This is a genomic window from Psychrobacter sp. CX18, from assembly GCF_057396215.1.
On the sequence record NZ_JBXYJH010000005.1, the window covers coordinates 253,006 to 274,289 of the forward strand.

At 40.7% G+C, this 21,284-nt stretch carries 18 protein-coding genes; 11 read left to right on the forward strand and 7 right to left on the reverse strand.

Annotation, left to right across the window (positions count from 1 at the left end; genetic code table 11):
- Nucleotides 1-166: 166 nt before the first annotated feature.
- The 5 genes from ccmI to AC2SLT_RS06295 all read right to left on the reverse strand — a co-directional run bounded on the left by ccmI (nucleotide 167) and on the right by AC2SLT_RS06295 (nucleotide 6,778).
- Nucleotides 167-1,666 (reverse strand): c-type cytochrome biogenesis protein CcmI, encoded by a 1,500-nt coding sequence (gene ccmI, locus AC2SLT_RS06275; RefSeq protein WP_486546774.1) that lies wholly within the window; start codon nucleotides 1,664-1,666, stop codon nucleotides 167-169.
- Nucleotides 1,667-1,901: 235 nt separating this feature from the next.
- The gene (locus AC2SLT_RS06280) at nucleotides 1,902-2,399 is read right to left on the reverse strand and encodes a cytochrome c-type biogenesis protein (protein ID WP_486546834.1); all 498 of its coding nucleotides are present in this window, start codon (nucleotides 2,397-2,399) and stop codon (nucleotides 1,902-1,904) included.
- 107 nt (nucleotides 2,400-2,506) lie between these two features.
- A complete protein-coding gene (locus AC2SLT_RS06285; protein WP_486546775.1) occupies nucleotides 2,507-3,139 on the reverse strand; it encodes a DsbE family thiol:disulfide interchange protein in 633 nt (210 codons plus the stop codon).
- Between the two features lie 202 nt (nucleotides 3,140-3,341).
- The gene (locus AC2SLT_RS06290) at nucleotides 3,342-5,291 is read right to left on the reverse strand and encodes a heme lyase CcmF/NrfE family subunit (RefSeq protein WP_486546776.1); all 1,950 of its coding nucleotides are present in this window, start codon (nucleotides 5,289-5,291) and stop codon (nucleotides 3,342-3,344) included.
- Between the two features lie 158 nt (nucleotides 5,292-5,449).
- The gene (locus tag AC2SLT_RS06295; RefSeq protein ID WP_486546777.1) at nucleotides 5,450-6,778 is read right to left on the reverse strand and encodes a DUF445 domain-containing protein; all 1,329 of its coding nucleotides are present in this window, start codon (nucleotides 6,776-6,778) and stop codon (nucleotides 5,450-5,452) included.
- A 662-nt stretch (nucleotides 6,779-7,440) separates the two neighbouring features.
- Between AC2SLT_RS06295 and mrdA the strand changes: the two genes are divergently transcribed.
- The 10 genes from mrdA (at nucleotide 7,441) to AC2SLT_RS06345 (ending at nucleotide 16,583) form a co-directional block, all read left to right on the forward strand.
- Nucleotides 7,441-9,423, forward strand: coding sequence for a penicillin-binding protein 2 (mrdA, locus tag AC2SLT_RS06300; RefSeq protein WP_486546778.1), 1,983 nt, complete (start codon nucleotides 7,441-7,443; stop codon nucleotides 9,421-9,423).
- A gap of 117 nt (nucleotides 9,424-9,540) precedes the next feature.
- Nucleotides 9,541-10,230, forward strand: a complete 690-nt coding sequence (rsmD, locus tag AC2SLT_RS06305; RefSeq protein WP_486546779.1) for a 16S rRNA (guanine(966)-N(2))-methyltransferase RsmD — start codon at nucleotides 9,541-9,543, stop codon at nucleotides 10,228-10,230.
- 336 nt (nucleotides 10,231-10,566) lie between these two features.
- Entirely contained in the window at nucleotides 10,567-10,995 is a 429-nt protein-coding gene (rplM, locus tag AC2SLT_RS06310; RefSeq protein WP_486546780.1) for a 50S ribosomal protein L13, read from the forward strand.
- Between the two features lie 21 nt (nucleotides 10,996-11,016).
- On the forward strand, nucleotides 11,017-11,403 hold the full coding sequence (gene rpsI / locus AC2SLT_RS06315) for a 30S ribosomal protein S9 (RefSeq protein ID WP_486546781.1): 387 nt from the start codon (nucleotides 11,017-11,019) through the stop codon (nucleotides 11,401-11,403).
- A gap of 356 nt (nucleotides 11,404-11,759) precedes the next feature.
- The gene (gene petA, locus AC2SLT_RS06320; RefSeq protein ID WP_486546782.1) at nucleotides 11,760-12,344 is read left to right on the forward strand and encodes a ubiquinol-cytochrome c reductase iron-sulfur subunit; all 585 of its coding nucleotides are present in this window, start codon (nucleotides 11,760-11,762) and stop codon (nucleotides 12,342-12,344) included.
- Between the two features lie 23 nt (nucleotides 12,345-12,367).
- A complete protein-coding gene (locus AC2SLT_RS06325; RefSeq protein WP_486546835.1) occupies nucleotides 12,368-13,573 on the forward strand; it encodes a cytochrome b in 1,206 nt (401 codons plus the stop codon).
- Nucleotides 13,573-14,292 (forward strand): cytochrome c1, encoded by a 720-nt coding sequence (locus tag AC2SLT_RS06330; RefSeq protein WP_486546783.1) that lies wholly within the window; start codon nucleotides 13,573-13,575, stop codon nucleotides 14,290-14,292. The genes AC2SLT_RS06325 and AC2SLT_RS06330 overlap by 1 nt, the downstream gene beginning before the upstream one ends.
- Nucleotides 14,293-14,603: 311 nt before the next feature.
- Nucleotides 14,604-15,218, forward strand: coding sequence for a glutathione S-transferase N-terminal domain-containing protein (locus AC2SLT_RS06335; RefSeq protein ID WP_486546784.1), 615 nt, complete (start codon nucleotides 14,604-14,606; stop codon nucleotides 15,216-15,218).
- A 65-nt stretch (nucleotides 15,219-15,283) separates the two neighbouring features.
- Nucleotides 15,284-15,730, forward strand: a complete 447-nt coding sequence (locus AC2SLT_RS06340; protein WP_486546785.1) for a ClpXP protease specificity-enhancing factor — start codon at nucleotides 15,284-15,286, stop codon at nucleotides 15,728-15,730.
- A 217-nt stretch (nucleotides 15,731-15,947) separates the two neighbouring features.
- Nucleotides 15,948-16,583, forward strand: coding sequence for a trimeric intracellular cation channel family protein (locus tag AC2SLT_RS06345; protein WP_486546786.1), 636 nt, complete (start codon nucleotides 15,948-15,950; stop codon nucleotides 16,581-16,583).
- Nucleotides 16,584-16,608: 25 nt separating this feature from the next.
- On the opposite strand, the gene AC2SLT_RS06350 is transcribed toward AC2SLT_RS06345, so the two are convergent.
- Nucleotides 16,609-18,588: a single-stranded-DNA-specific exonuclease RecJ gene (locus AC2SLT_RS06350; RefSeq protein ID WP_486546787.1), complete on the reverse strand. Its 1,980-nt coding sequence runs from the start codon at nucleotides 18,586-18,588 to the stop codon at nucleotides 16,609-16,611.
- A gap of 372 nt (nucleotides 18,589-18,960) precedes the next feature.
- Between AC2SLT_RS06350 and AC2SLT_RS06355 the strand changes: the two genes are divergently transcribed.
- Nucleotides 18,961-19,476 (forward strand): hypothetical protein, encoded by a 516-nt coding sequence (locus AC2SLT_RS06355; RefSeq protein WP_486546788.1) that lies wholly within the window; start codon nucleotides 18,961-18,963, stop codon nucleotides 19,474-19,476.
- Between the two features lie 128 nt (nucleotides 19,477-19,604).
- On the opposite strand, the gene AC2SLT_RS06360 is transcribed toward AC2SLT_RS06355, so the two are convergent.
- Entirely contained in the window at nucleotides 19,605-21,212 is a 1,608-nt protein-coding gene (locus tag AC2SLT_RS06360) for an inorganic phosphate transporter (protein ID WP_486546789.1), read from the reverse strand.
- Nucleotides 21,213-21,284: the final 72 nt, after the last annotated feature.

Below are 21,284 nucleotides of genomic sequence, written 5' to 3' on the forward strand. Positions count from 1 at the left end.
TACTAGCAGTAATTATAAACGTTTCTATAAAAATTCTGTCTTATCATTATTAAGCTCAAATACCTTACATTGTGAGGTAAAAAAGCTCAAGTCATTTTAATGATAAATACCTCTATTACGCAAACCTATGAGTCAAAATAAAGGCTATTTTATTTAAATTATTTAATCAGGGTACCTGTTGGTTTATCTCAATAGCAACGTTTAAGGTACCTGATTTGTTATTGTTGGTGACGGCCTCTTTATAATTTAAAGCAACCTCATTAGAGCTCAAGTCGCCTGCCGTAGCAATCGCGTCCCCTGATTTACTAACCCTTGCTTTAATGACTAATGATGCACCCTCATTCATCGCTTTAGAAAGGGTATGCGTCGGCATCATGGCATCACTATCTGATAGCATGATAGTAATACCTTTAGGGGCGTTTGCAAGCTGAGTCGCTGATATACGTTTCACTGCCAATGGCGCTCCACCCGCTGCTTGTTGAATAGTAACAAATAAAGTGTCACTTGAGGTGATCAGCGGGATTAAGCTACTATTTAAGCTGACGGTGACCGCGACTTCTTTTATGGATTCTGGACTATCACTTATTGGTCGTTTGTTGGCACTCATACTCGCTTCTTGTTGCGCGGCTATATTTTTACTCAGTTCATCCAAGCTATTTAATGCAGCCGTATGATCGCCTTCTCGTGCAGATATTCCTTCACGTAGTTTATTGACCCATGCCTGTGCTTGATCATAATTACCAGAACGCGCCTCTCCCATCGCCATCAACATTTGAGCTCCTTGATGATTAGGATTCGCTTGAAGTACGCTTTGTAGCGCTTGATAGCTTGAGCCATCTAAAAAGCCACCACTGGTAAAAAACTTAGTTTGTGCATAGCTTACCGCGATTTCTTCGTTATCAGGCTCTAAACGATAGGCTCTAGATAACGCCTCAAGTGCTTGATCTTTGGCATCAAACGCCAAAAATATATCAGCCAACCGCATCCACCTCATTGCATCATGAGCATGATGATGTACGTTTGCTTGGATGGCACCCATTAATCCTACAGTGTCCTTAGTCGCCCATTCTGGTGGCGCATCGATTTTACCGGTCAGTAAATCATCAGCAACTTGCGATACCTCATCTTGTGTTTGCCAGAAGTTGACAACAGGACTTCTATCTCCGGATAAAAAATATCCCAAAATAATTAATACCGGCACACAAACTAATATGGTCAAACGTGCCTTCGTACTTCGTGTGAACTGTAACTCTCGTCTCGCTTTATTAAGCGCCGTCGCTTCACCCTCATAATTGCTGTGGCTATTTATATTACCTTTAATAGCATTGTCTTTAATGGCATTGTCTGTACTGTTGCTGACTTTGGCTGAGGAATAATCGCCCGTCAGAGTCTTTTCGTCGATCACTTGGTTTTTATCATCGCTTGCTAAAAGCAGCTGACGTTCTAATTCCGTTTTTTGAGCATTAAACTCAGTCTCACTAATTTGTCCTTTACGATAATCCTCACCAAGCTCATCAAGACGCTGTTTGAATATCTCAACATTAAGCGCAATTAGCTGACTGTTTTGAGCGGATTTATTCACTCGCAGCCATGGCATCAAAACAATGATTGCCAAAATGATTGCTAATAAAATTGCCAGCGCGATAAAAATCACTAACGTTGGCATGATTTGACTCCTTACAAGTTGAGATACACACGGAATAATAAGGTCGGTATGAACAATCTAGCTTCTAATTTAAATCAATAACTTAAATCAATAAATTAAGCCAGTTAATTAAGCCAATAAATTATTTAAGAATTCAGGGCAATATAATGAGCGACAAAAACAGTGACTAGTCGCACACTTTGGGCTTTTAGCTATATTTAATTGACTTAGCTATATTAAATTGACTGAGCTATGTTCATTTATCTGATTTATGTTTATCTAATAAATTTTTGAGTTTTGCCGCTTCTTCACTAGATAAGTTAGCCCCTACTTTATCAAGGTCTTCATTTATGTGATTATTAGTCTTAGGATCGGATGACACTGATTGATGATTATGTCTTATCTTATTTCTAGCGTTGGTCCGCCACAACCATCCCGCAACCAACATAAGCAAAATTAAGGGTGGGAAATACCATAAAATCCAAGTAGAGGGACGTACAGGCGGCTTATAGCTAATAAAGTCTCCATAACGCTCATACATATACTCACGTATTTGGGCATCTGTTTGCCCCGCCTTGACCATTTCATAGGTTTTACGTTTTAAGTCTTGTGCAATCTGAGAATCTGAACCCGCTAAGTTTTGATTTTGGCACTTTGGACAACGAAACTCTTCTATTAAACCTCTATATTGCGCTTCTTGTTGTGGGCTATCAAACTCATAGACCTCTATGGCAGCATTTGCCACAGACGCCATTGAGGCGATAGAAAAAACCAGAGTTAGTATTCTTATCGTAATTTTAAAGAGTCTCAGCAATCGCTGTGAGCAAGTTAGAGAAGTCAGTCCATCTACATAATGTGCGTTCATTTGCATACCTCAGAAATCCTGTCAGTAGCTTCAGAGCTATTGAGTTTGGATTGTTGTACGCCTGATTGCTCGCTTAATTGAGTCAATAAAGACATACAAGGCTCAATTCTTGCTTGCCAATTTTCAGTATTCACCTCTCCGATAATATGCTGACGAATATTACCGTTAGAATCGACCACAAAGGTTTCAGGTGCACCGGTTAAACCTAAATCAATGGCGAAGCTACCACTAAAGTCTCGGAAACTAAATAAGAAAGGATCCCCACCATCCGCCAAATACTTGGCAGCATCTTCGACGTCATCTTTATAATTAACACCGACAATAGGCACACCTTGATCGTGCAGCGTCATTAAAAAGGGATGTTCAATAACACATGTCGGACACCACGAACCCCAGACGTTAATTAAATAAGGCGTATTTGGTAAATCTGCATTGGTTATATTTTTAGAGGGATCGGACAACAGTGGTAGCTCAAACTTTGGCACTGGCCTATTTAACGATTCATTTATGACCACTTCAGTAGGCTTGCCCAGTCTGGCAAAGAACATAATAATTAGCGCGGCAAACACAATGAGAGGAATTAAGAACCAAACCTTAAACTGTGATCGACGCATAATAGGATCTGACATCTTCTACTTCCTCCATAACCTTTTCGAATCAAAGGACAAGACCTTTCATACCCTTTTAAACTGCTTCAAGTCAAACAGTTAAAGTCAAACAGTTAACTTAGCTATTTATAATTCAACCTATTTACCAGTCAATTATAGAGTTTAATGATAACCTAACAGGGCAACTGGCAGTACTTAAATTTAAGCGTATCGAACAAGTTGTTTATGGTTTATTTAATCGATAACGTCGATCAGATATGCTGACTAGTGCGCCCAATGCCATAATAATTGCACCAAGCCATAACCAAGCAATCATAGGCTTAACATAAATACGCACCGCCCACGCACCATTTGGCTCATTGTCATTAATCGGCTCACCTAATGCCACATATAGATCACGCATTAATCGAGTATTGATCCCAGCTTCCGTCATCGGCATACTGCTTACCACGTAATTGCGTTTTTGCGGGTAAAGGGTGGTCACATATTTATCATTTTTCTCGACCCTGATTTCAGCTTGTGTGGCATCATAGTTTTGTCCACGCACCTCATCGAATGTGACCAACGTAAAGTTGTAGTTGTTTACCTGTACTGTCTCGCCCGCTTTCATCGCAACATCTTTTTCAACACTTAAGGCACTGGTTACTCCAATACCTAACGCTATAATTAAGATACCAATATGGGCAATATGCATCCCCCAGTAGTTTGGTTTAAGACGACTGACGCCTTGTAGCGTGCTCGGCGCATTACGCGTTTTATCTTTTATATCGTATCCTATCCAGCCCAACACCCAAAGGCACAATAAGCCAGTAATGATAATCTGCACATTTAGGCTATGTGTAATAAAATAAGTAAGAATCCCTGCTAATAACGCACTGCTTACTATTATCGTTAGCGCAACGCCTAATAAGGGTCTTTTTTCTTGTTTCCATCTTATATTTGAGCCCATGCCCATGACCAAAAGCAGCAACCAAGATAAGGGGACAAACAAAGCATTAAAATAAGGAGGCCCTACAGAGACTTGCCCTAAATTAAAGGAGTCGGCGATAATTGGGTAAAGTGTGCCCAGTAAAACCACTAACGTTGCCACTAAAATGACGATATTATTGATCACCAATAAAGTTTCGCGGGACTTCAAACCATACTGACTTTCAACCGTTAAGCGCCATCCTCGAATGGCAAACAGCAGTAAGCCTGACCCTATCACAATACCTAAAATAGCCAATATGGCTAAACCGCGAGTAGGATCTGCGGCAAATGAATGAACTGAGGTAATGACGCCAGAACGAACCAAAAAAGTACCAAGTAGGCTCAACGCAAAGGCAAAAATAGCCAGCATAATGGTCCAAGCTTTAAATACCCCTCGTTTTTCAGTGACAGCTAACGAGTGAATGAGGGCGGTACAGGCTAGCCAAGGCATTAATGAGGCATTTTCTACTGGGTCCCAAAACCACCATCCGCCCCAGCCTAGCTCGTAATATGCCCACCATGACCCAAGCGCAATACCTAACGTTAAAAATGACCAAGCTGCCAGCGCCCAAGGACGAGACCAACGCGTCCAAACAGCATCTAGTCGACCGGCCCATAACGCTGCCATACAAAAGGCAAAAGGCACAGACATACCGACATACCCCATATAAAGCATAGGGGGGTGGAAGATTAGACCAGGATCTTGCAATAGTGGATTTAAATCAGCCCCATCGACAGCCAAATTGGGTAGAGTACGGTCAAACGGTGATGAAGTGAAAATCAGCATCGCCAGCATCATAAACTGGATTGCCGCCATGATAACCAATACTCTGGCGCGCATATTTAGGGGTAGTCCACGACTGAACCATGCTACTGCCGCCGACCAAGCCGCCAAAATAGTCACCCACAGTAGCAATGATCCTTCATGCCCACCCCATGTGGCAGAAAGTTTATAATACCAAGGCAATAGCGAGTTTGACTGCTGAGTGACATATACCAAGCTAAAATCATTGTAATAAAAGCCTGCCATTAATGACAAAAAAGACACCAGTACAGCAACCAGTTGCGCCCATGCTAAACTAGGCGCCAACCGCTGTAAATGCGTTTGATTTCGCATGATGCCAAATGTCGGCAGTACGACTTGCAATAAAGCCAATATCAATGATGCAACTAATGCAAAATAACCTAGCTCGGTGATTAACATATTCGTTCGCCCTAAAACTACGTCACTATTGTTTGTTTCTTCGTAATGACGGTTATACAAAGCTATTGATGAATATAAACTGCCATTTACGAATGAAGCCACTCATGACTAGAGTGGCTTCAATGGTATCTATTACTTAAGAGGCATATTTTACCACTTTATCCACTAACTGGGTAAAAAACTAGTATTAAATGCAGCCAACCTGCCAAAAATCCCGTCACGCCTCCTAATATAATCAACGTCGTTTCATCTTCTCTGAACGCGGGACGGAGTAAGTTTTGAAACTCATGCGGAGTTAATGCTTTAATACGCTCACAGAATAAACCATATATTTTACTGGCTCGGCTCTCATTGAGCACAGGATCACGAATCGGAACCATGGTTGCGTCGATGGATTTATCGATAATGGTATTTTTAAGTTGACCAAATTCTCGTCTACCTAGCCCTACTCTTAGGGTTGTACTGACAATTGGCGACTCTAGTAGACCATATAAGTGTCGCTTCATGAGGTTTCGAGTTTCAGCAGCTTTATACCCATACATCATCTCATTCATAATATTTTCAAGCGTGACCAACTCTTTGACCACGATCCCTGCAAACACCTCGGAGACTTCAGGCTGGCGCTTCATAAAGCCGCCCTGCCAATTATAGTGACCGATATGAGGTATAACGGGTACGATAAATGGAAACGATTTTGTACGTTTAAATAGCTTTAAAAACTTGATGGGCACAGGTTCGACGGGATTGAACACCATCCATATGGCTATCCAATTGGTCAAAAACCCCCATATCGCTGCAAAAAATGGAACCGTCCAATGCTGAGGTACCAACAAATAGATAAACATTTGCAGTATGCCAAATACAAAGCCTATTAAGGCACTAATATGCCAAATGAAGTTGATTTCTTTTTGACCCACTTTTAAAAACATATTAACCATCAGGCGGCGGTCATTTTCCATCGTACGCACGATCATTTGACGCATATCGACTAAGTCTTCAACATTATGAGTCAGATCGACAACCAGTTCACGCATGATGGTGGGCAACTGCTCGTGACCATACGCATATATTCGTCGCTTTAGAGAATAAGGTAAATTGCTCCACAATGAGGCTGAACGCTCATTCATAATCTCGTCAATGAGTTGCTCTAAATTGACATCGACAGTATTGGTGATGAAGTCCGCCATCTCTTCAGGCTCCATTGCCTGAAAAAATTCATCTAAAGATCCAAGCTTTGACAAGGTTTGATCAACGATTACCCCTGAAATTTTACCTGCCTTTGCAGGCACAATGCCCTGCCAACCTATGCCTTGCCAACCATAAGGTAGGTTTGGAATTTTGATACCCCAAAACTTGATAGGGTAAAATAGCATCTTTAAAGCCATCCACACATGCGCCCATGTCACAAATGCGGTGACAAAAGGGATGGTCAGCATTGCTAAAAATTCTGGATGGGCGCTTAATATTTGCCAAATTGATGAGAACATGTCGGATATATCACTTATACTAAGGCTTGGGTAACCTATTTCCATGTTTGTTACACCATTCTCAACGCCTGCATTAAGGTTAAGGATGATGTGTTTATTGTCATTTTCGTGTGTTGGATTCTAACACACTCAATACAGATTTACTTAAAACCTGTATACACATCTTATAATTAGCTATTTCATCTACATTAAGCTTTTAGTTTGACAAGTAAGGATGCAACAATGCAAAGCTATCAATAATAGTTTGCGGATAATAACGTGATATTATCCGTTATTTCAATAGTCAGGATATCAATAACTAGGATGTCAATAGTTCGCTTCATATATTAAACGCTATTATTTAAGTCTGATGGTTTACTAAGCCAGTTTTTCAATATTCCAATTGGTTCATTAAGCCAATAGGTTCAATGATGACACTACCAGTGTGATATCTATGTCAAGATGTAGCGTTCATTGATGAGAAAATATTTCCTAAAGCCACAGCCAATTTGAAGCTATTTTAACTTGTTATGATATAATTCTTAAATTCGCTTGCTTAATCTTACGAGAGAAACTTTGACTACTTTAACGTTTATCAGGATAATCAAGATTATAAAAGTGTCATTTATGCGTTTATCGATATAACCCCGCCCTTTTTATTTCCTTCAAAGTATACTAATTTAATGAAACAACCCCTGTCGTCAGATATACGCCAAGAAAATCGGGTATTTATAAGCCGTATTTTATTTGCTGCCCTATTTATATTTATTGGGTTAGGTATTCTATTGGCTCGTTATTGGTATTTGCAGGTTTATTCGAATGATAAATATACCACTCAAGCAGAAAACAATAGGGTTAAGCTTATTTCTGATCCGCCGTCACGTGGCTATATTTATGATAGAAATGGTGTTTTATTAGCGGATAATAAGCCTGTATTTACAGCGATGCTGAGTCCTGATGAGGTAAAAGATCCAAAGCGCACTTTAACCTTGTTAGCGCCTATTTTCGACCTGACAGATGAAGATATTAACGATATTCTGGCACGTATAGATAAAAATAAAAACGACCCAGTGACAGTAAAAATCGACGTCAATGAGGAACAAATGGCGCAGTTTAGTGAGCGTCAACCCTTTTTTAGAGGGGTCAGTATTCAAAGCAAATTGACCCGTACCTACCCCTATGACGAGTTATTTGCACATGTCATTGGTTATGTCGGTCGCATTAATGATAAAGAATCTAAACAGATTGATAAAGAGCGATATGCAGGTACTGACCTTATTGGTAAAATTGGCATCGAGAAATATTATGAAGATCTGTTATTAGGTAAGCCCGGCTATCAAGCGGTTGAAACCAATGTGCATGGTGACATACTGCGTAAGCTTGAAAGCATTCCGCCTACGCCGGGCAATGATATTTACCTCAGTTTAGATTATGGCTTACAAAAAGTCGCTCAAGATCAATTAAACGGGCGTCGTGGTGCCATAGTTGCTATTGATCCTCAAAATGGTGATGTTCTCGCCTTTGTGAGTAACCCAAGCTTTGATCCCAATCCTTTTATTTCTGGAATTTCATTTAAGGATTATGCGGCGCTACGTGATGATCCTGATCAGCCGCTTTATAACCGTGCGCTGCAAGGTATGTATCCTCCAGCTTCTACCGTAAAACCCTTTGAAGGACTCGGTGCAATTCATTATGGGTTAATGAGGTGGGAGGATACGATATATGATCCTGGTTATTTCACCCTTCCAGGTGACAGTCACCGCTTTAGGGACTGGAAAAGAGGTGGGCATGGTACTGTTAATCTAACCAAATCAATCGTCATGTCGGTAGATACTTATTATTATAAACTGTCCTATCAAATGGGTATTGAACGCCTTCATGATTGGATGGTTCGTTTTGGTTTTGGTCAAAAAACGGGGATTGACTTACCGAGTGAGAAATCTGGGGTGATGCCGTCTCCAAAATGGAAGATGGATACCTATGGTAAAAAGTGGCTGCCGGGTGAGACCATTTCAGTGAGTATTGGTCAAGGTTATTTCCTAGCGACGCCTTTACAAGTTGCTAATGCCACCGCCATGACCTCAAACCTTGGCAAAAAGCTAACACCGCACATGCTCAAACGAACCGATGGTGCGGCTCAAGTTAACTTAATTGACAAGCCTACTGGTGAAATAGAGTTTAATGGCACATCTGCTGACTGGCTAAGAATGCGCAGTGCGATGGAGCAAACCGTTAAAAGTGGTACGGCGCGCCGCATTTATACGCCTAGATACCGTATGGGCGGAAAAACAGGAACTGCACAGGTAAAATCTATTGCTCAAGGTAAAAGCTATAATAAAAGCTTGCTCGATAAGCGTCATTGGGATCATGCGTGGTTTACCGGTTTTGCCCCGGTTGAAGACCCTCAAATTGCCATCGCTATCTTAGTTGAAAATGGGGGTGGCGGTAGTACTACAGCTGCCCCTATTGGCCGTGCTTTATTTGATTATTGGATGTTACAACGCCCTACCAATCCTATTTTGCCACCGACTGCTGAAGAGCTCGCTGAAATTAAATTAAAAAAAGCAGAAGAAAAAGCACGTTTGGACGCTGAACGTGATGCCGAAATGGCACAAGAAACTCAACAATCAGAGCAGCCTACTCAAAATGAAGCGCCCAGTGATTAAACCTAGTGATTAAACCTAGTGATTAAACCTAGTGATTAAATAAGCTTGTAATGTGGTCCAATAAACTAAGATCCTAATACAAACCAATTTATCAAAGTAGAGCCAAAAGGTAACCCAATGTGCGCCCAACGTCATCGACCTACTAATGCTAAACATGGCGCTAAAAAGACAAAACCCAAAGTAAATAAGAGCCCTAAGACAACCAAGTCTTCAAAGATGTCTCATAAAACATCCAATAAGGTTCGAATCATTGGCGGTCAGTTCAAACGCCAATGGGTTTCCTTTATTGATGCGGAAGGGTTACGTCCGAGTCCAGATAGATTAAGAGAAACCTTATTTAATTGGATACAATTTGAGTTATATGGTGCCAGGGTGTTAGACATCTGTGCTGGAAGTGGGGTATTGGGGTTTGAATCACTGTCTCGTGGTGCGGAGTTTGTGACGTTCATTGAGTTACAACCTAGCCAAGCGACATTAATCGCTGAAACGTCAAAAAATTTAAGGTTGCCCATCGATCGCTTTGAAATCCATATTGGGGATGCCCTACATATACTACCGAGCTTGACGTCAAAGTCAGACCGTCACTACACTTTAGTTTTTATTGACCCCCCTTATGACCTGAACTTATGGGTACCTTTGATAAATCACCTGATTGAACAGGATTTGATCACGAGTGAGACTCTATATTATATAGAAGACAGACGAGAGCTCTCTCAAACCTTGCAAGGTCTCACTCATAGTTATACGTGCTTAAAATCCACGAAAGTGGGGCAAATTTTTGCGAGCCTTATTCAAGTCAATATTTAAAATAAAGACTAGAGTGAATGAGTTGAGTTAAAGAGTTAAGGCATATTTAAACGATTTTAGGTCTGTTTGATTATGCATTTTCAAAGCAGAATTTAAGTGTTACTTTATTCTCACAGTCATACCCTTCATTACAAATATGGAAAATCTAAACAGACCTTAAATTAATTAAGAAATACTTTTGCATCTTTACATTATAAGGTTGCTTTTTTTCTGGCTTATGACTACAATGTGCGTCTGTTTTTTGAGAGCCCCGTTTCCCCTAACACTCTCAACGACAGTGAGGTAAAAGCCTCAATTGTTGGACTTTTATCTCACTCGATAACTTAAGGTTAAATCATGAAAACACAAAGTGCAAAGCCCGCTGAGGTCACTCACGACTGGTATATCGTCGATGCTGAAGGTAAAACTTTAGGACGTCTTGCCACTCAAATCGCTCATCGCCTACGCGGTAAGCATAAGCCTTCTTTTACGCCGCATGTCGATACTGGCGATTATATCGTTGTTATCAATGCAGACAAAATTACGGTGACTGGTAAGAAAGCTAAAGATAAAAAATACTATCGTCATAGTGGCTATCCTGGCGGCATTAAAGAGACTAACTTTACTAAGTTAATTGCTCATAAGCCTGAAGAAGTTCTTTTAAAAGCCGTTAAAGGCATGTTACCTAAAGGCCCTCTTGGTTATGCTACCATCAAGAAGTTGAAGCTATATGCTGGTACTGAGCATCCCCACGCCGCCCAGCAGCCTCAAGAACTAGACATTTAATCGCATAATCAGGAGTAACTTATGGAACGCAATTACGGAACTGGTCGTCGTAAAACGTCAACTGCCCGTGTCTTTTTATCTAAAGGTACTGGTAACATCGTTGTCAACGGCAAAACGCTAGATGAATATTTTGGTCGTGAAACTTCACGCATGGTTGTTCGCCAGCCACTAGAACTACTTGACGCCGCTGAAACTTATGATATCTACTGCACCGTAAAAGGTGGTGGTATCAATGGTCAAGCGGGTGCTATTCGCCACGGTATCACTCGTGCTTTAATTGAGTCTGATGAAACGTTAAAACCTGCCCTTAAAGAAGCCGGTTTCGTAACTCGTGACTCACGTCAAGTTGAGCGTAAGAAATTGGGTCTACGCAAAGCGCGTAAACGTCCACAATTCTCTAAGCGTTAATTTATATTTTAAGCGGAGTAAAAACCGCTTATTTGTATTAAAAACCCTTGTTGACTCAAGGGTTTTTTTATTTTTGCAGATGCGAATTTATTTTATTACTAAAATAGCTTAGAATAGACACAATTAGTAATATTAGGCAAAGCCAATGTAAACCAAATAATCATAATGTAAGTTGACATGATTCATCTAAGTCATTTGCATTTTTATTAAATTGGGTTTTACATACCAGTATGAAACGGCGTAGGTAACCTATATAGTAAGTAACTTATGCAAGCAAATACCCTGCAAATACATAGATACTTATCTTCATAATAAACCAACCAAGTTTCATGACTTTTATCTGGAGGAAGTTTTTAATGAGCCATGCCGAAGGCGTCAACATAAAACGCCGTAGAGTTCTGATCGCTTCTACTGCTGCCATAGGCGCAGTAGGGGTAGCTTCGGTGGCAACACCATTTGTACGCTCTTGGTACCCAAGTGCAAAAGCTGAAGCTGCAGGTGCTGCCGTCACTCAAGACATTAGTGCCATCGAAGATGGCCAAATGATTGTGGTTAAATACCGTGGTAAACCGATATTTGTGGTCAAACGTACGCAAGAGATGATCGCTAACTTAGAAAAAGTAGCTCCTCAACTAAGCGATCCACAATCAGAAGCGTCTGTGCAACCTGAGTATGCTAAGAACCCAACCCGTTCTCGCGAACCTACTGTATTAGTGGTAGAGGGTGTCTGTACCCACTTGGGATGTGCCCCTAACTATCGTCCAGAAGTTGGTGCAGCTGATCTAGGTGGTGATAGTTGGTTTGGGGGATTTTTCTGCCCCTGCCATGGTTCAAAATATGATTTAGCGGGTCGAGTTTACAAAGGCGTTCCTGCACCGCTGAATTTACCGATACCTGAGTACAGCGTCGATGGTCCTATCTTAACTGTTGGGGAGGCTTAATCATGAGTTTTGGTAAAAAGATGATGAGTTGGGTTGATGCCCGCTTCCCAGCTACTGAGACGTATGAATATCATATGTCAAAGTATTACGCGCCAAAAAACTTTAACTTTTGGTATTTCTTTGGTGTTTTATCGATGATTGTGTTGGTCAACCAGCTTGTTACTGGTATCTGGCTAACCATGATGTTTAACCCTAGTGCTGAAGGCGCTTTCGCTTCTGTCGAATACATCATGCGTGATGTGAAAGGCGGCTGGTTAATTCGCTATATGCACTCTACTGGCGCTTCGGCATTCTTTGTGGTGGTCTACCTACATATGTTCCGTGGTATGCTCTATGGCTCATATAAGAAGCCTCGTGAGCTTATTTGGCTTATCGGTATGGGTATCTACCTATGCTTGATGGCTGAAGGCTTCTTTGGTTATCTATTACCATGGGGTAATATGTCATTTTGGGGTGCTCAGGTTATTCTAAACTTGCCTGCTGCTATTCCTGTTATTGGTGACGGTCTTGCCGAATGGGTACGTGGTGACTATCTAATCTCTGGTATCACTTTAAACCGTTTCTTTGCGCTACATGTGGTTGCTATTCCATTGGTATTAGTAGGCTTAGTCTTTATTCACTTAGTTGCGCTTCACCATGTGGGTTCAAATAACCCAGATGGAATCGATATTAAGAAGCTTAAGGATAAAAACGGAGTGCCTTTAGATGGCGTACCATTCCACCCCTACTACACTGTACATGATATGGTCGGCATTGTTGTCTTCTTCATTATCTTCTTTGCAGTTGTCTTCTTCTTCCCAGAAGGCGGTGGTTTCTTCTTAGAGAAACCAAACTTTGAAGTCGCTAACTCATTGAAGACCCCACCCCATATTGCACCTGTTTGGTATTACACGCCTTTTTATGCCATTTTACGTGCAGTGCCTGATAAATTAGGTGGTGTCATTGCTATGGGTGGCGCTATTGCGGTATTGTTCTTATTGCCTTGGTTAGATCGTTCGCCAGTGAAGTCCATCCGCTATAAAGGGATTTTATCTAAGATTGCATTGGCTATTTTCGTTGTCAGCTTCGTTGTCCTAGGTTATTTAGGGGTTACTCCTTCTACACCAACAGCGGTTATCTTAGGCCGTATCTTTACTGTATTGTACTTCTTATATTTCCTATTGATGCCTATCTATACATCGATTGAGACTTGTAAGCAACCACCTGAACGCGTTACTGGAGGTCACTAATGAGTGCTTTAACTAAATCATTGACCGGATTTGGCTTTGGTGTTGCTATGGCACTTGCAGCCACCACCTCAGCTCAAGCAGCGGGTGGACATGGTTGTGGTACATTTACTAATGCAGAAGGTGTGGAAGAGCATCTAGCCTGTAGTACTGCTCCTATTGACTTCGGTAATAAAGGGTCATTACAACGTGGCGCTACGATGTTTATGAACTACTGTGCCGGCTGTCATACCGCAAAGTATGTGCGTCACTCTCGTATTGCTCAGGACCTAGAGATACCACCTGAATTAGTTGAGAAATACTTATTGGTCACCTCTGATCAAATTGGTGATCATATCGATAATGGTATTGATCCTGAAATTCAGGCTTCATGGTTTGGGGCGCCACCACCTGATTTGTCTTTAGAGACTCGCTTGCGTGGTGATGACTGGGTATATACTTATTTATTAAGCTTCTATGAGGACCCTAGTCGTCCATGGGGCGCCAATAATTTAGTGCTTCAAAATGCGGCTATGCCTCATGTTTTATTAAACTTACAAAATGAGCTAGGTGAAGAAGAGTATCGTAGCCGTGTTGGTGATTTAGTCAACTTTATGGCTTGGATGGCAGATCCTGTGCGTGAAGACCGTCATCGCTATGGATTTTTCGTTATCCTTTTCTTATTAGTATTGTTGATACCCGTCTATTTACTCAATAAAGAGTTCTGGAAAGACGTTAAATAGCAGATGTTAAATAGTCTGATTATTTAACTATAATTCAGGCATATTAATCCTAAAGAAAAAGGACGATAGACAATTCTATTGTCCTTTTTTAATACCTTTTATATTTATTCCTATCCGAGTTATCTTTTTAGGGTTCATTTATTTTTAGGGTAAGTTTATGCCTCTAAAAACCCCCTTCTAAATTTGGCCTTAATTGTTTAAACTAAAGAGGTTATTCTTACCGCTTTTATATCCCGCATTTGACATTCAACTGTTGATTAAACTCTACAGTTTAGTTACGATGCTAGTCTATTTTTAGTACTTTGTAGTCTATGATTGATCCCAATGACATTCCCGATAGCCAACTGGTATTGTATGCCGATGACGGCTATGATAGCCATGTTGTCAGATTTCTATTGGCTGAAAAGCAAGTGAAGTACTATTTGTCTATACTGGATAGCGAACGGCCAGAGGATTTAAGGGAATTAAATCCATATAACACCCTGCCCGTATTGGTACATCGTGACTTTAGCTTATATGAACTCAATGTCATATTTGAATATCTAGAAGATAGATATCATGGACATAAACTGTTACCTGATACTCCTAGGCTAAAGGCTATTCAGCGTCAATTAGCGTGGCGTATTCAACAGGACTGGCTTAAGTTAGGCCGTATCCTTCTCACCCATAAAGACAGTATGAATCCTAGTCAAGCAACATTAGCGCGACAAAAGCTATCAGATGCCTTGGTCACTTTATCACCAATATTTGGGCAGTCCTCATACTTTATGTCAGATGAGTTTGGGTGGTGCGATGTCTTACTAGGTTCGATGTTATATCGACTAGATGAGATGGGAATAGAATTACCGACACATCTATGTCGTCCTTTAATCGACTACCAAAAGCGGATATTCGAACGAGATAGTTTCATCAACTCAATCTCTTAAATCTACGCAAGGTTGATCTACTCATTGGCGCATTAAAATACATTTAAAATAACCCTGAGGTTATCATGTCAGAAGACTTACAATTAACACCTACCCGTCCTTATATGATACGAGCATTTTATGAGTGGCTGGAAGACAATGCATTAACACCTTACTTACTCGTGGATGCCACACAAGATAATTTAATTATACCGACTGAGTACGTTCAAAACGGACAAATCGTATTAAATATCGCCAGTAGAGCCACGGGTAATATGAATATTGATAATAACTACATCAATTTTAATGCGCGCTTCAATGGCGTCTCTCAGGAATTATGGATACCGATGCAGGCTGTCTTGGCTATTTTTGCAAAAGAAAACCAAGCCATTGTGATGCCCTTTGATCCTGCTGAATATGATAACTTCAGCCCAGAGGAAAACGACTCCTCAAACATTCCTTCTAAATCTGACTCTAGTAATAAACCCAAACCCAAACCTAAAAACAAAGCAGGACTTAAGATATTAAAGTAGATCATCTTTAAGACTAAAATCATTTAGGCTATCTTCGTGACTGGGCTATCTTCGTGACTTGACTATCTTAATAACTAGTCTATCTTAAAGACTGGTTATTTGAATAAAGACATTAAGACTGGGCATATTATTTAACTAAAGGTCTTTACTAAGAGGCCTTAAACTTTACAAAGAAAAAAGTACCTTTTAAAGCCTTTTATTATGACTCGATGACGATATGCCCAATTACTTTATTAGCCCTGATATTCTAATTTATCTATTTGATATGATAGGGATTATTGCCTGTGCGATTGCAGGTACCTTATTAGCCCAGCATAAAGGATTTGATATTGCAGGCTGTATTTTAGTCTCTTTGGTCAATGCTATTGGCGGCGGTACCATTCGAGATATTATGTTGGATCGGCATCCTCTATTTTGGATGATAGATTTTAACTACGTCATTGTTATTACGATCACCTCCCTGACTTTACAGATATTTTTTCACTTATATCATAAAATAGATACCGCTGTTAAATTATTTGATGCCATAGGATTGGCCGCCTTTAGTGTTATTGGACTAAAGGTGGCATTGTCACAAGGTGTTGCACCGGCTATTGCCGTATTGATGGCAGTATGTACTGCTATAGTAGGTGGCTTAGTGAGAGATATGATCTGTAATGAAATCCCCTTAGTGTTGCAAAAAGAAATTTATATTACTGCCAGCATCTTGGGGTCTTCTTTTTATTTGCTACTCGATGCTTTAGGCGTTCATACTGGAATGAATGACTTAATTACATTGGCCGTGATTTTCTTCATTCGTATATTGGCGCTCACTTTTGACTGGCACCTTCCCTCTATACGACTTGTGGATTAAGCCCTATCATTTAAGACGTCGTTAGTTAAGTTGACTGAGTGGATAACAGGTCTAAATCTTTGATCATTAATTGAATATTCTGATTGCCATTCCACTCATTAATATCAAGCTCAAATAAAATATGGACCTCTTTAGCCCGATAATCCCATTTATCAGCATCATAATTAAACCAAATAGCATCAATGGGATACATCACCTCAGGATACTTTAAAGACAGCTTTAAATGCTTATCTTTTAAGATACGACAATTGAGAACTTCAAAGATTCCATCAAACTGAGGGGGCTCAAACCCATGACCCCAAATATTAGTATTAGTAAGAGTGTCGACAAACTGTAAGCTAAAGTCTTGTGCAAGTAACTCACCGTCGGTTAGTTTCTCCTCTTCAAACAATGAGCCATCTAGGGTTTGCATTAATTCATCAAACGCAGTCGCAAACGCCTCAAAGTCTTTTTTCTTTAAGGTAAGACCGGCAGCCATAGCATGTCCACCAAAGTGAGTGATCAGCTCTGGATGACTTTCTGCAATAGCTTCGATAGCATCGCGTATATGAATCCCTGGTATAGATCTTGCCGACCCTTTTATCGCATCCTCAGGTCCGACTTTGGTCTCATTGGCAGGTGCAAAAACAATGGCAGGCCGATAATGAGTTTCTTTGAGTCTACCTGCGACAATGCCTATTACGCCTTGATGCCAGTCATCTTGATAGACAATTAAACTGCGTCGCTTTTGATTATCAGACGCAATATCAGTCGACTCTTGGGGTTGGCGCTCTTTCTTGAGTACATTGAGACTATTATTGTCCTCTAATGGAGGATGACTCTCGGGCTTATTTAATGCTTGAGTATCATCATTGTCATTGTCATTGTCATTGGCATTGGCATTGGCATTGTTATTGGCATTGTTATTGTCGTTGGCATTGGCCTTGTCATTGGCAATGTTACCTTGCTTAATAGCGTCTTTTTCACCCTGTAACAAACGTAAAATCTCATCGGCTTGTTCTCGCATTCCCCCTTCTACGTGTCGTCGCTCTTTATTTAATGTATCCAACTGATAGGCCAAACGTTTGGCAGTTTCCATATCATCAGCCAGCAAACATTCAATACCTATTTTCATATTGTCCATGCGACCTGCGGCATTTATTCTGGGCCCTAAAACAAATCCAAAGTCTTGCACACTCATTTTATGATAATCACGACCCGCCATCTCTAAAATAGCCAAAATACCCAGTGAACAGCGACCTGCGCGTATTGCCGCTAAGCCATGACTGACTAAAGTACGATTGTTATGATCCAATACTCCGACATCAGCTATCGTTCCTAATGCGACAAGGTCAATATATCGACTGACCTGCGCACTTGATCGCCCTGCTTCACGGCGAAATTTGGATAATCGACCTAACAAATAAAAGGCCACCCCTACCCCAACTAATGCCTTACTCGCAAAGTTGCAATCAAGCTGATTAGGATTGACAACGGCATCAGCGTTAGGTGTCGGTTTTGTCGTCAAATGATGGTCAGTAATAATGACTGTAATATTGTTGTCTACTGCTTTATTGACGCCTTCGTGACTCGAAATACCATTATCGACAGTCACAATGACGTCTGGTTGATACTCATCTATTCCTAACTGGACAATCTCTGGCGTCAATCCATACCCATATTTAAAGCGGTCTGGTACCACAAAATTAACCTGAGCACCCATTTCTGTTAATACCCGCATCATAAGCGCTGTGCTGGTAGCACCATCACAATCAAAATCACCCACGATTAATATGCGCTGCTGTGTTTCGATAGCGTTATCTAACAACGCTACTGCTTTATCAATATCTCTCAGTCCTTCAGCAGGCAATAGAGAGGACAGAGAATAGTCCAGCTCATGTGTATCTTCTATGCCCCGCGCGAGTAATAATCGAGTCAACGTTGGGGCTTGTTGATATAGAGAAGTAAAACAAGAAGGGAGGTCCGACGGCAAATTGCCTGTAAAACGAGGGGTTAAATTCAACATAATTATGAATAGTTTCTTTTTAAGTTTATTAGGGGTTAAGCTTATTAGAGGCTGTATGGAGTTTATTACTCTAAATCAATTTCTATAGCTCTTAGTTTTTAGCCTTTTAATTTTATTTAGTGTGCCGGTTTACTTGGGCATGGAACTCTGGATATGATACTTAAGGTTTAAAGTCATAAACAGTGTTAAAACAAAAAGTCAAATCAATACCTTAAGCACTATACATGACTTTAACATAAGTTTGCGACACGACGATTCTAGATACAAACTGCCACTTGTGTGATAAATTGAATTCTTTAGAATATGTTTTACATTAGGGTTTGAAAATTTTAAATTAACTGCCTATTATACAACTTTTTATAAGGACACTTTATGAAAACCATTCCTGCTGCTGAAAAACTGCCAGAAACCATTGATCCAGATCTAGATTTAGAACAGATTAAAAAAGAATGCCAACAATTAGTTAAAAAGCGTGCAAAGTACTCGGCGGGTGCCGCTGTGATTCCTGTGCCATTTGTAGATGTGGCTATTGATGCTGGTTTGTTAACCCAGCTATTACCAGAGATTAGTGAGAAGTTCGGTCTTATCTCAAAAAGAGAATCTGCTATTGATTTAAACTCTAAAGAAGTACACTGGAGTGAGATGAAAGACCGTGCGGTAGATTTTGCTGGTCTTATGGCCACTCGTGGGGTGGTTAATAAAACCATTCAAGGCTTTGGTGGCAAAATTTTAGCTAAGCAAGTCACTAAATTTATACCATTAGGCGGACAAATGGTTGCCGCGACGATGGGATATATGATCTTTAAGAAGATTGCCAATGATCATATTAATCAGTGCTACAACTTAGCCAAAGACATTCAACAAAAACAGCATTCTAGCAATGTCTAATTGTTAACACTTTATTTTGAAAAGATAGCACACGATACCAAAGAGCCCTCAATTTGAGGGCTCTTTAATTTCATAATCATATCTACAAAGCGTTTACGGCATCAGAACGTATAGAGTGTTTAGGGAGTTTACAGTACATTACTTAGGATTAAATAACTAATCATAGACATCACGGCTGCAGCAGGTAAGGTAATTACCCACGCTAATCCGATAGGCTTCATGAAACTCCAGTTAGTATTTTTATTGACCATGCCAATTCCCAAAACGGCACCAACTAATACATGGGTACTCGATACAGGTAAGCCTAACATTGAGGCTCCCATGACGACAGCTGCTGCCGACAACTCGGCTGAAAATCCTGAAGCAGGATGCATTTGCGCCAAATTAGTACCAACCGTTTGAATCACTTCTTTTCCGATAAACCACAATCCTACAATGAGTGCCACCCCAAAGGTAATCATAACCGCACTAGGCACGGCGGCCTCAGTTGCGATAGTATTGGTACGAATGACGTCCATAATAGCGGCAAAAGGGCCAACCGCGTTGGCGATATCATTGGCGCCATGACTAAAGGCAAACCCTGCTGCGGTAAAGACTTGCATCCAACTAAACAAAATAAAAGTTGCTCGTGTTAAGTTCTCTTTTTGTTTTCCTTTGATACTCTTGGTATAGATAAATGTCGACAACCAAATGAGTGCCCCAACCATAGTCATGAGTAAAAAACCATGCAAGGTTGACAAACTAACATCGACATTGCTAAGTCCTTTAAACACCACCATTGCAGTCATTACCATACCGCCAAAGGCAGCGATAAAGGGAACCCACAGACGCAACGCTCTTAAACTATCGATTTGACTTCTTTCCTGCTCAATATCAAATAGCTGCTGATAATACTCTGTCTCTAGATCTTCACGCTCGGTATCTTCATCCTTATAAATCTCCTGATCACGAACCATTTTTGAGGTGTATGAGAACTGTAAGGACTCTGCCAAACTATTGACCCATTCTTTATGACGTTTTTTAATCTGTTTTTTTGCGGCTTTCAGCTCCTGGATACGCTGCTCTGCACGATCGTTATAAGCCAAAATATTTAACTTAATTTGGCTGTAGAGCATGTAGGCTAACAACCCTCCCAATAAAGGAGATAATACCCATGACAAAGCAATCTGCCCAATCTGGTCCCATTGCACCGTTGACAATGCCAGCTCCGTACCACCTACTTGAACTCCCATCACTATTGAGCTACCAACCACACCGCCAATAATAGAGTGAGTAGTCGATACCGGTAATCCCTTTTTAGTAGCAAACAACAGCCAGAATGCAGCGGCAATCAGCGCCGATAACATCACGTAGATAAACTGATTGGGCGTAATAGCCAAACCATTTAAGTCAACAATACCTTTTCGAATGGTATCCGTGACTTCCCCGCCAGCGATAACCGCACCTGAGACTTCAAAAATAGCCGCAACGGCTAACGCCTGAGGAATGGTTAACGTTCCCGCTCCGACAGACGTACCAAATGAGTTGGCGACATCATTACCACCAATATTGAAGGCCATAAATATGCCAAATACGGTAGCGACAATAAATAAAGTCGTTTGGTGATGGTTGGTATAATCTAAGCCCCACCAAATAAAATAGGCAGTGATTACTAATAGCAAAAGACCAAACAGCACACTGGCAGTGTTAGAGCCCTGATAGTTTGAGTGATTAGGTGTTGATGAGTTTGGAAGCATGATGGTAGAAGGCTTATCAATAGTGAAAAAACATAATACCCCGAATAGTCGGGGTATTATGGTCTAATGAGC

Excerpts from the sequence above, each read along its gene's own strand:
- ccmI (WP_486546774.1), bottom strand. The coding sequence starts at position 1,666 with ATGCCAACGTTAGTGATTTTTATCGCGCTGGCAATTTTATTAGCAATC.
- AC2SLT_RS06280 (WP_486546834.1), bottom strand. The coding sequence starts at position 2,399 with ATGGCGTCTGTGGCAAATGCTGCCATAGAGGTCTATGAGTTTGATAGC.
- AC2SLT_RS06285 (WP_486546775.1), bottom strand. The coding sequence starts at position 3,139 with ATGTCAGATCCTATTATGCGTCGATCACAGTTTAAGGTTTGGTTCTTA.
- AC2SLT_RS06290 (WP_486546776.1), bottom strand. The coding sequence starts at position 5,291 with ATGTTAATCACCGAGCTAGGTTATTTTGCATTAGTTGCATCATTGATA.
- AC2SLT_RS06295 (WP_486546777.1), bottom strand. The coding sequence starts at position 6,778 with ATGTTCTCATCAATTTGGCAAATATTAAGCGCCCATCCAGAATTTTTA.
- mrdA (WP_486546778.1), top strand. The coding sequence starts at position 7,441 with ATGAAACAACCCCTGTCGTCAGATATACGCCAAGAAAATCGGGTATTT.
- rsmD (WP_486546779.1), top strand. The coding sequence starts at position 9,541 with ATGTGCGCCCAACGTCATCGACCTACTAATGCTAAACATGGCGCTAAA.
- rplM (WP_486546780.1), top strand. The coding sequence starts at position 10,567 with ATGAAAACACAAAGTGCAAAGCCCGCTGAGGTCACTCACGACTGGTAT.
- rpsI (WP_486546781.1), top strand. The coding sequence starts at position 11,017 with ATGGAACGCAATTACGGAACTGGTCGTCGTAAAACGTCAACTGCCCGT.
- petA (WP_486546782.1), top strand. The coding sequence starts at position 11,760 with ATGAGCCATGCCGAAGGCGTCAACATAAAACGCCGTAGAGTTCTGATC.
- AC2SLT_RS06325 (WP_486546835.1), top strand. The coding sequence starts at position 12,368 with ATGAGTTGGGTTGATGCCCGCTTCCCAGCTACTGAGACGTATGAATAT.
- AC2SLT_RS06330 (WP_486546783.1), top strand. The coding sequence starts at position 13,573 with ATGAGTGCTTTAACTAAATCATTGACCGGATTTGGCTTTGGTGTTGCT.
- AC2SLT_RS06335 (WP_486546784.1), top strand. The coding sequence starts at position 14,604 with ATGATTGATCCCAATGACATTCCCGATAGCCAACTGGTATTGTATGCC.
- AC2SLT_RS06340 (WP_486546785.1), top strand. The coding sequence starts at position 15,284 with ATGTCAGAAGACTTACAATTAACACCTACCCGTCCTTATATGATACGA.
- AC2SLT_RS06345 (WP_486546786.1), top strand. The coding sequence starts at position 15,948 with ATGCCCAATTACTTTATTAGCCCTGATATTCTAATTTATCTATTTGAT.
- AC2SLT_RS06350 (WP_486546787.1), bottom strand. The coding sequence starts at position 18,588 with ATGTTGAATTTAACCCCTCGTTTTACAGGCAATTTGCCGTCGGACCTC.
- AC2SLT_RS06355 (WP_486546788.1), top strand. The coding sequence starts at position 18,961 with ATGAAAACCATTCCTGCTGCTGAAAAACTGCCAGAAACCATTGATCCA.
- AC2SLT_RS06360 (WP_486546789.1), bottom strand. The coding sequence starts at position 21,212 with ATGCTTCCAAACTCATCAACACCTAATCACTCAAACTATCAGGGCTCT.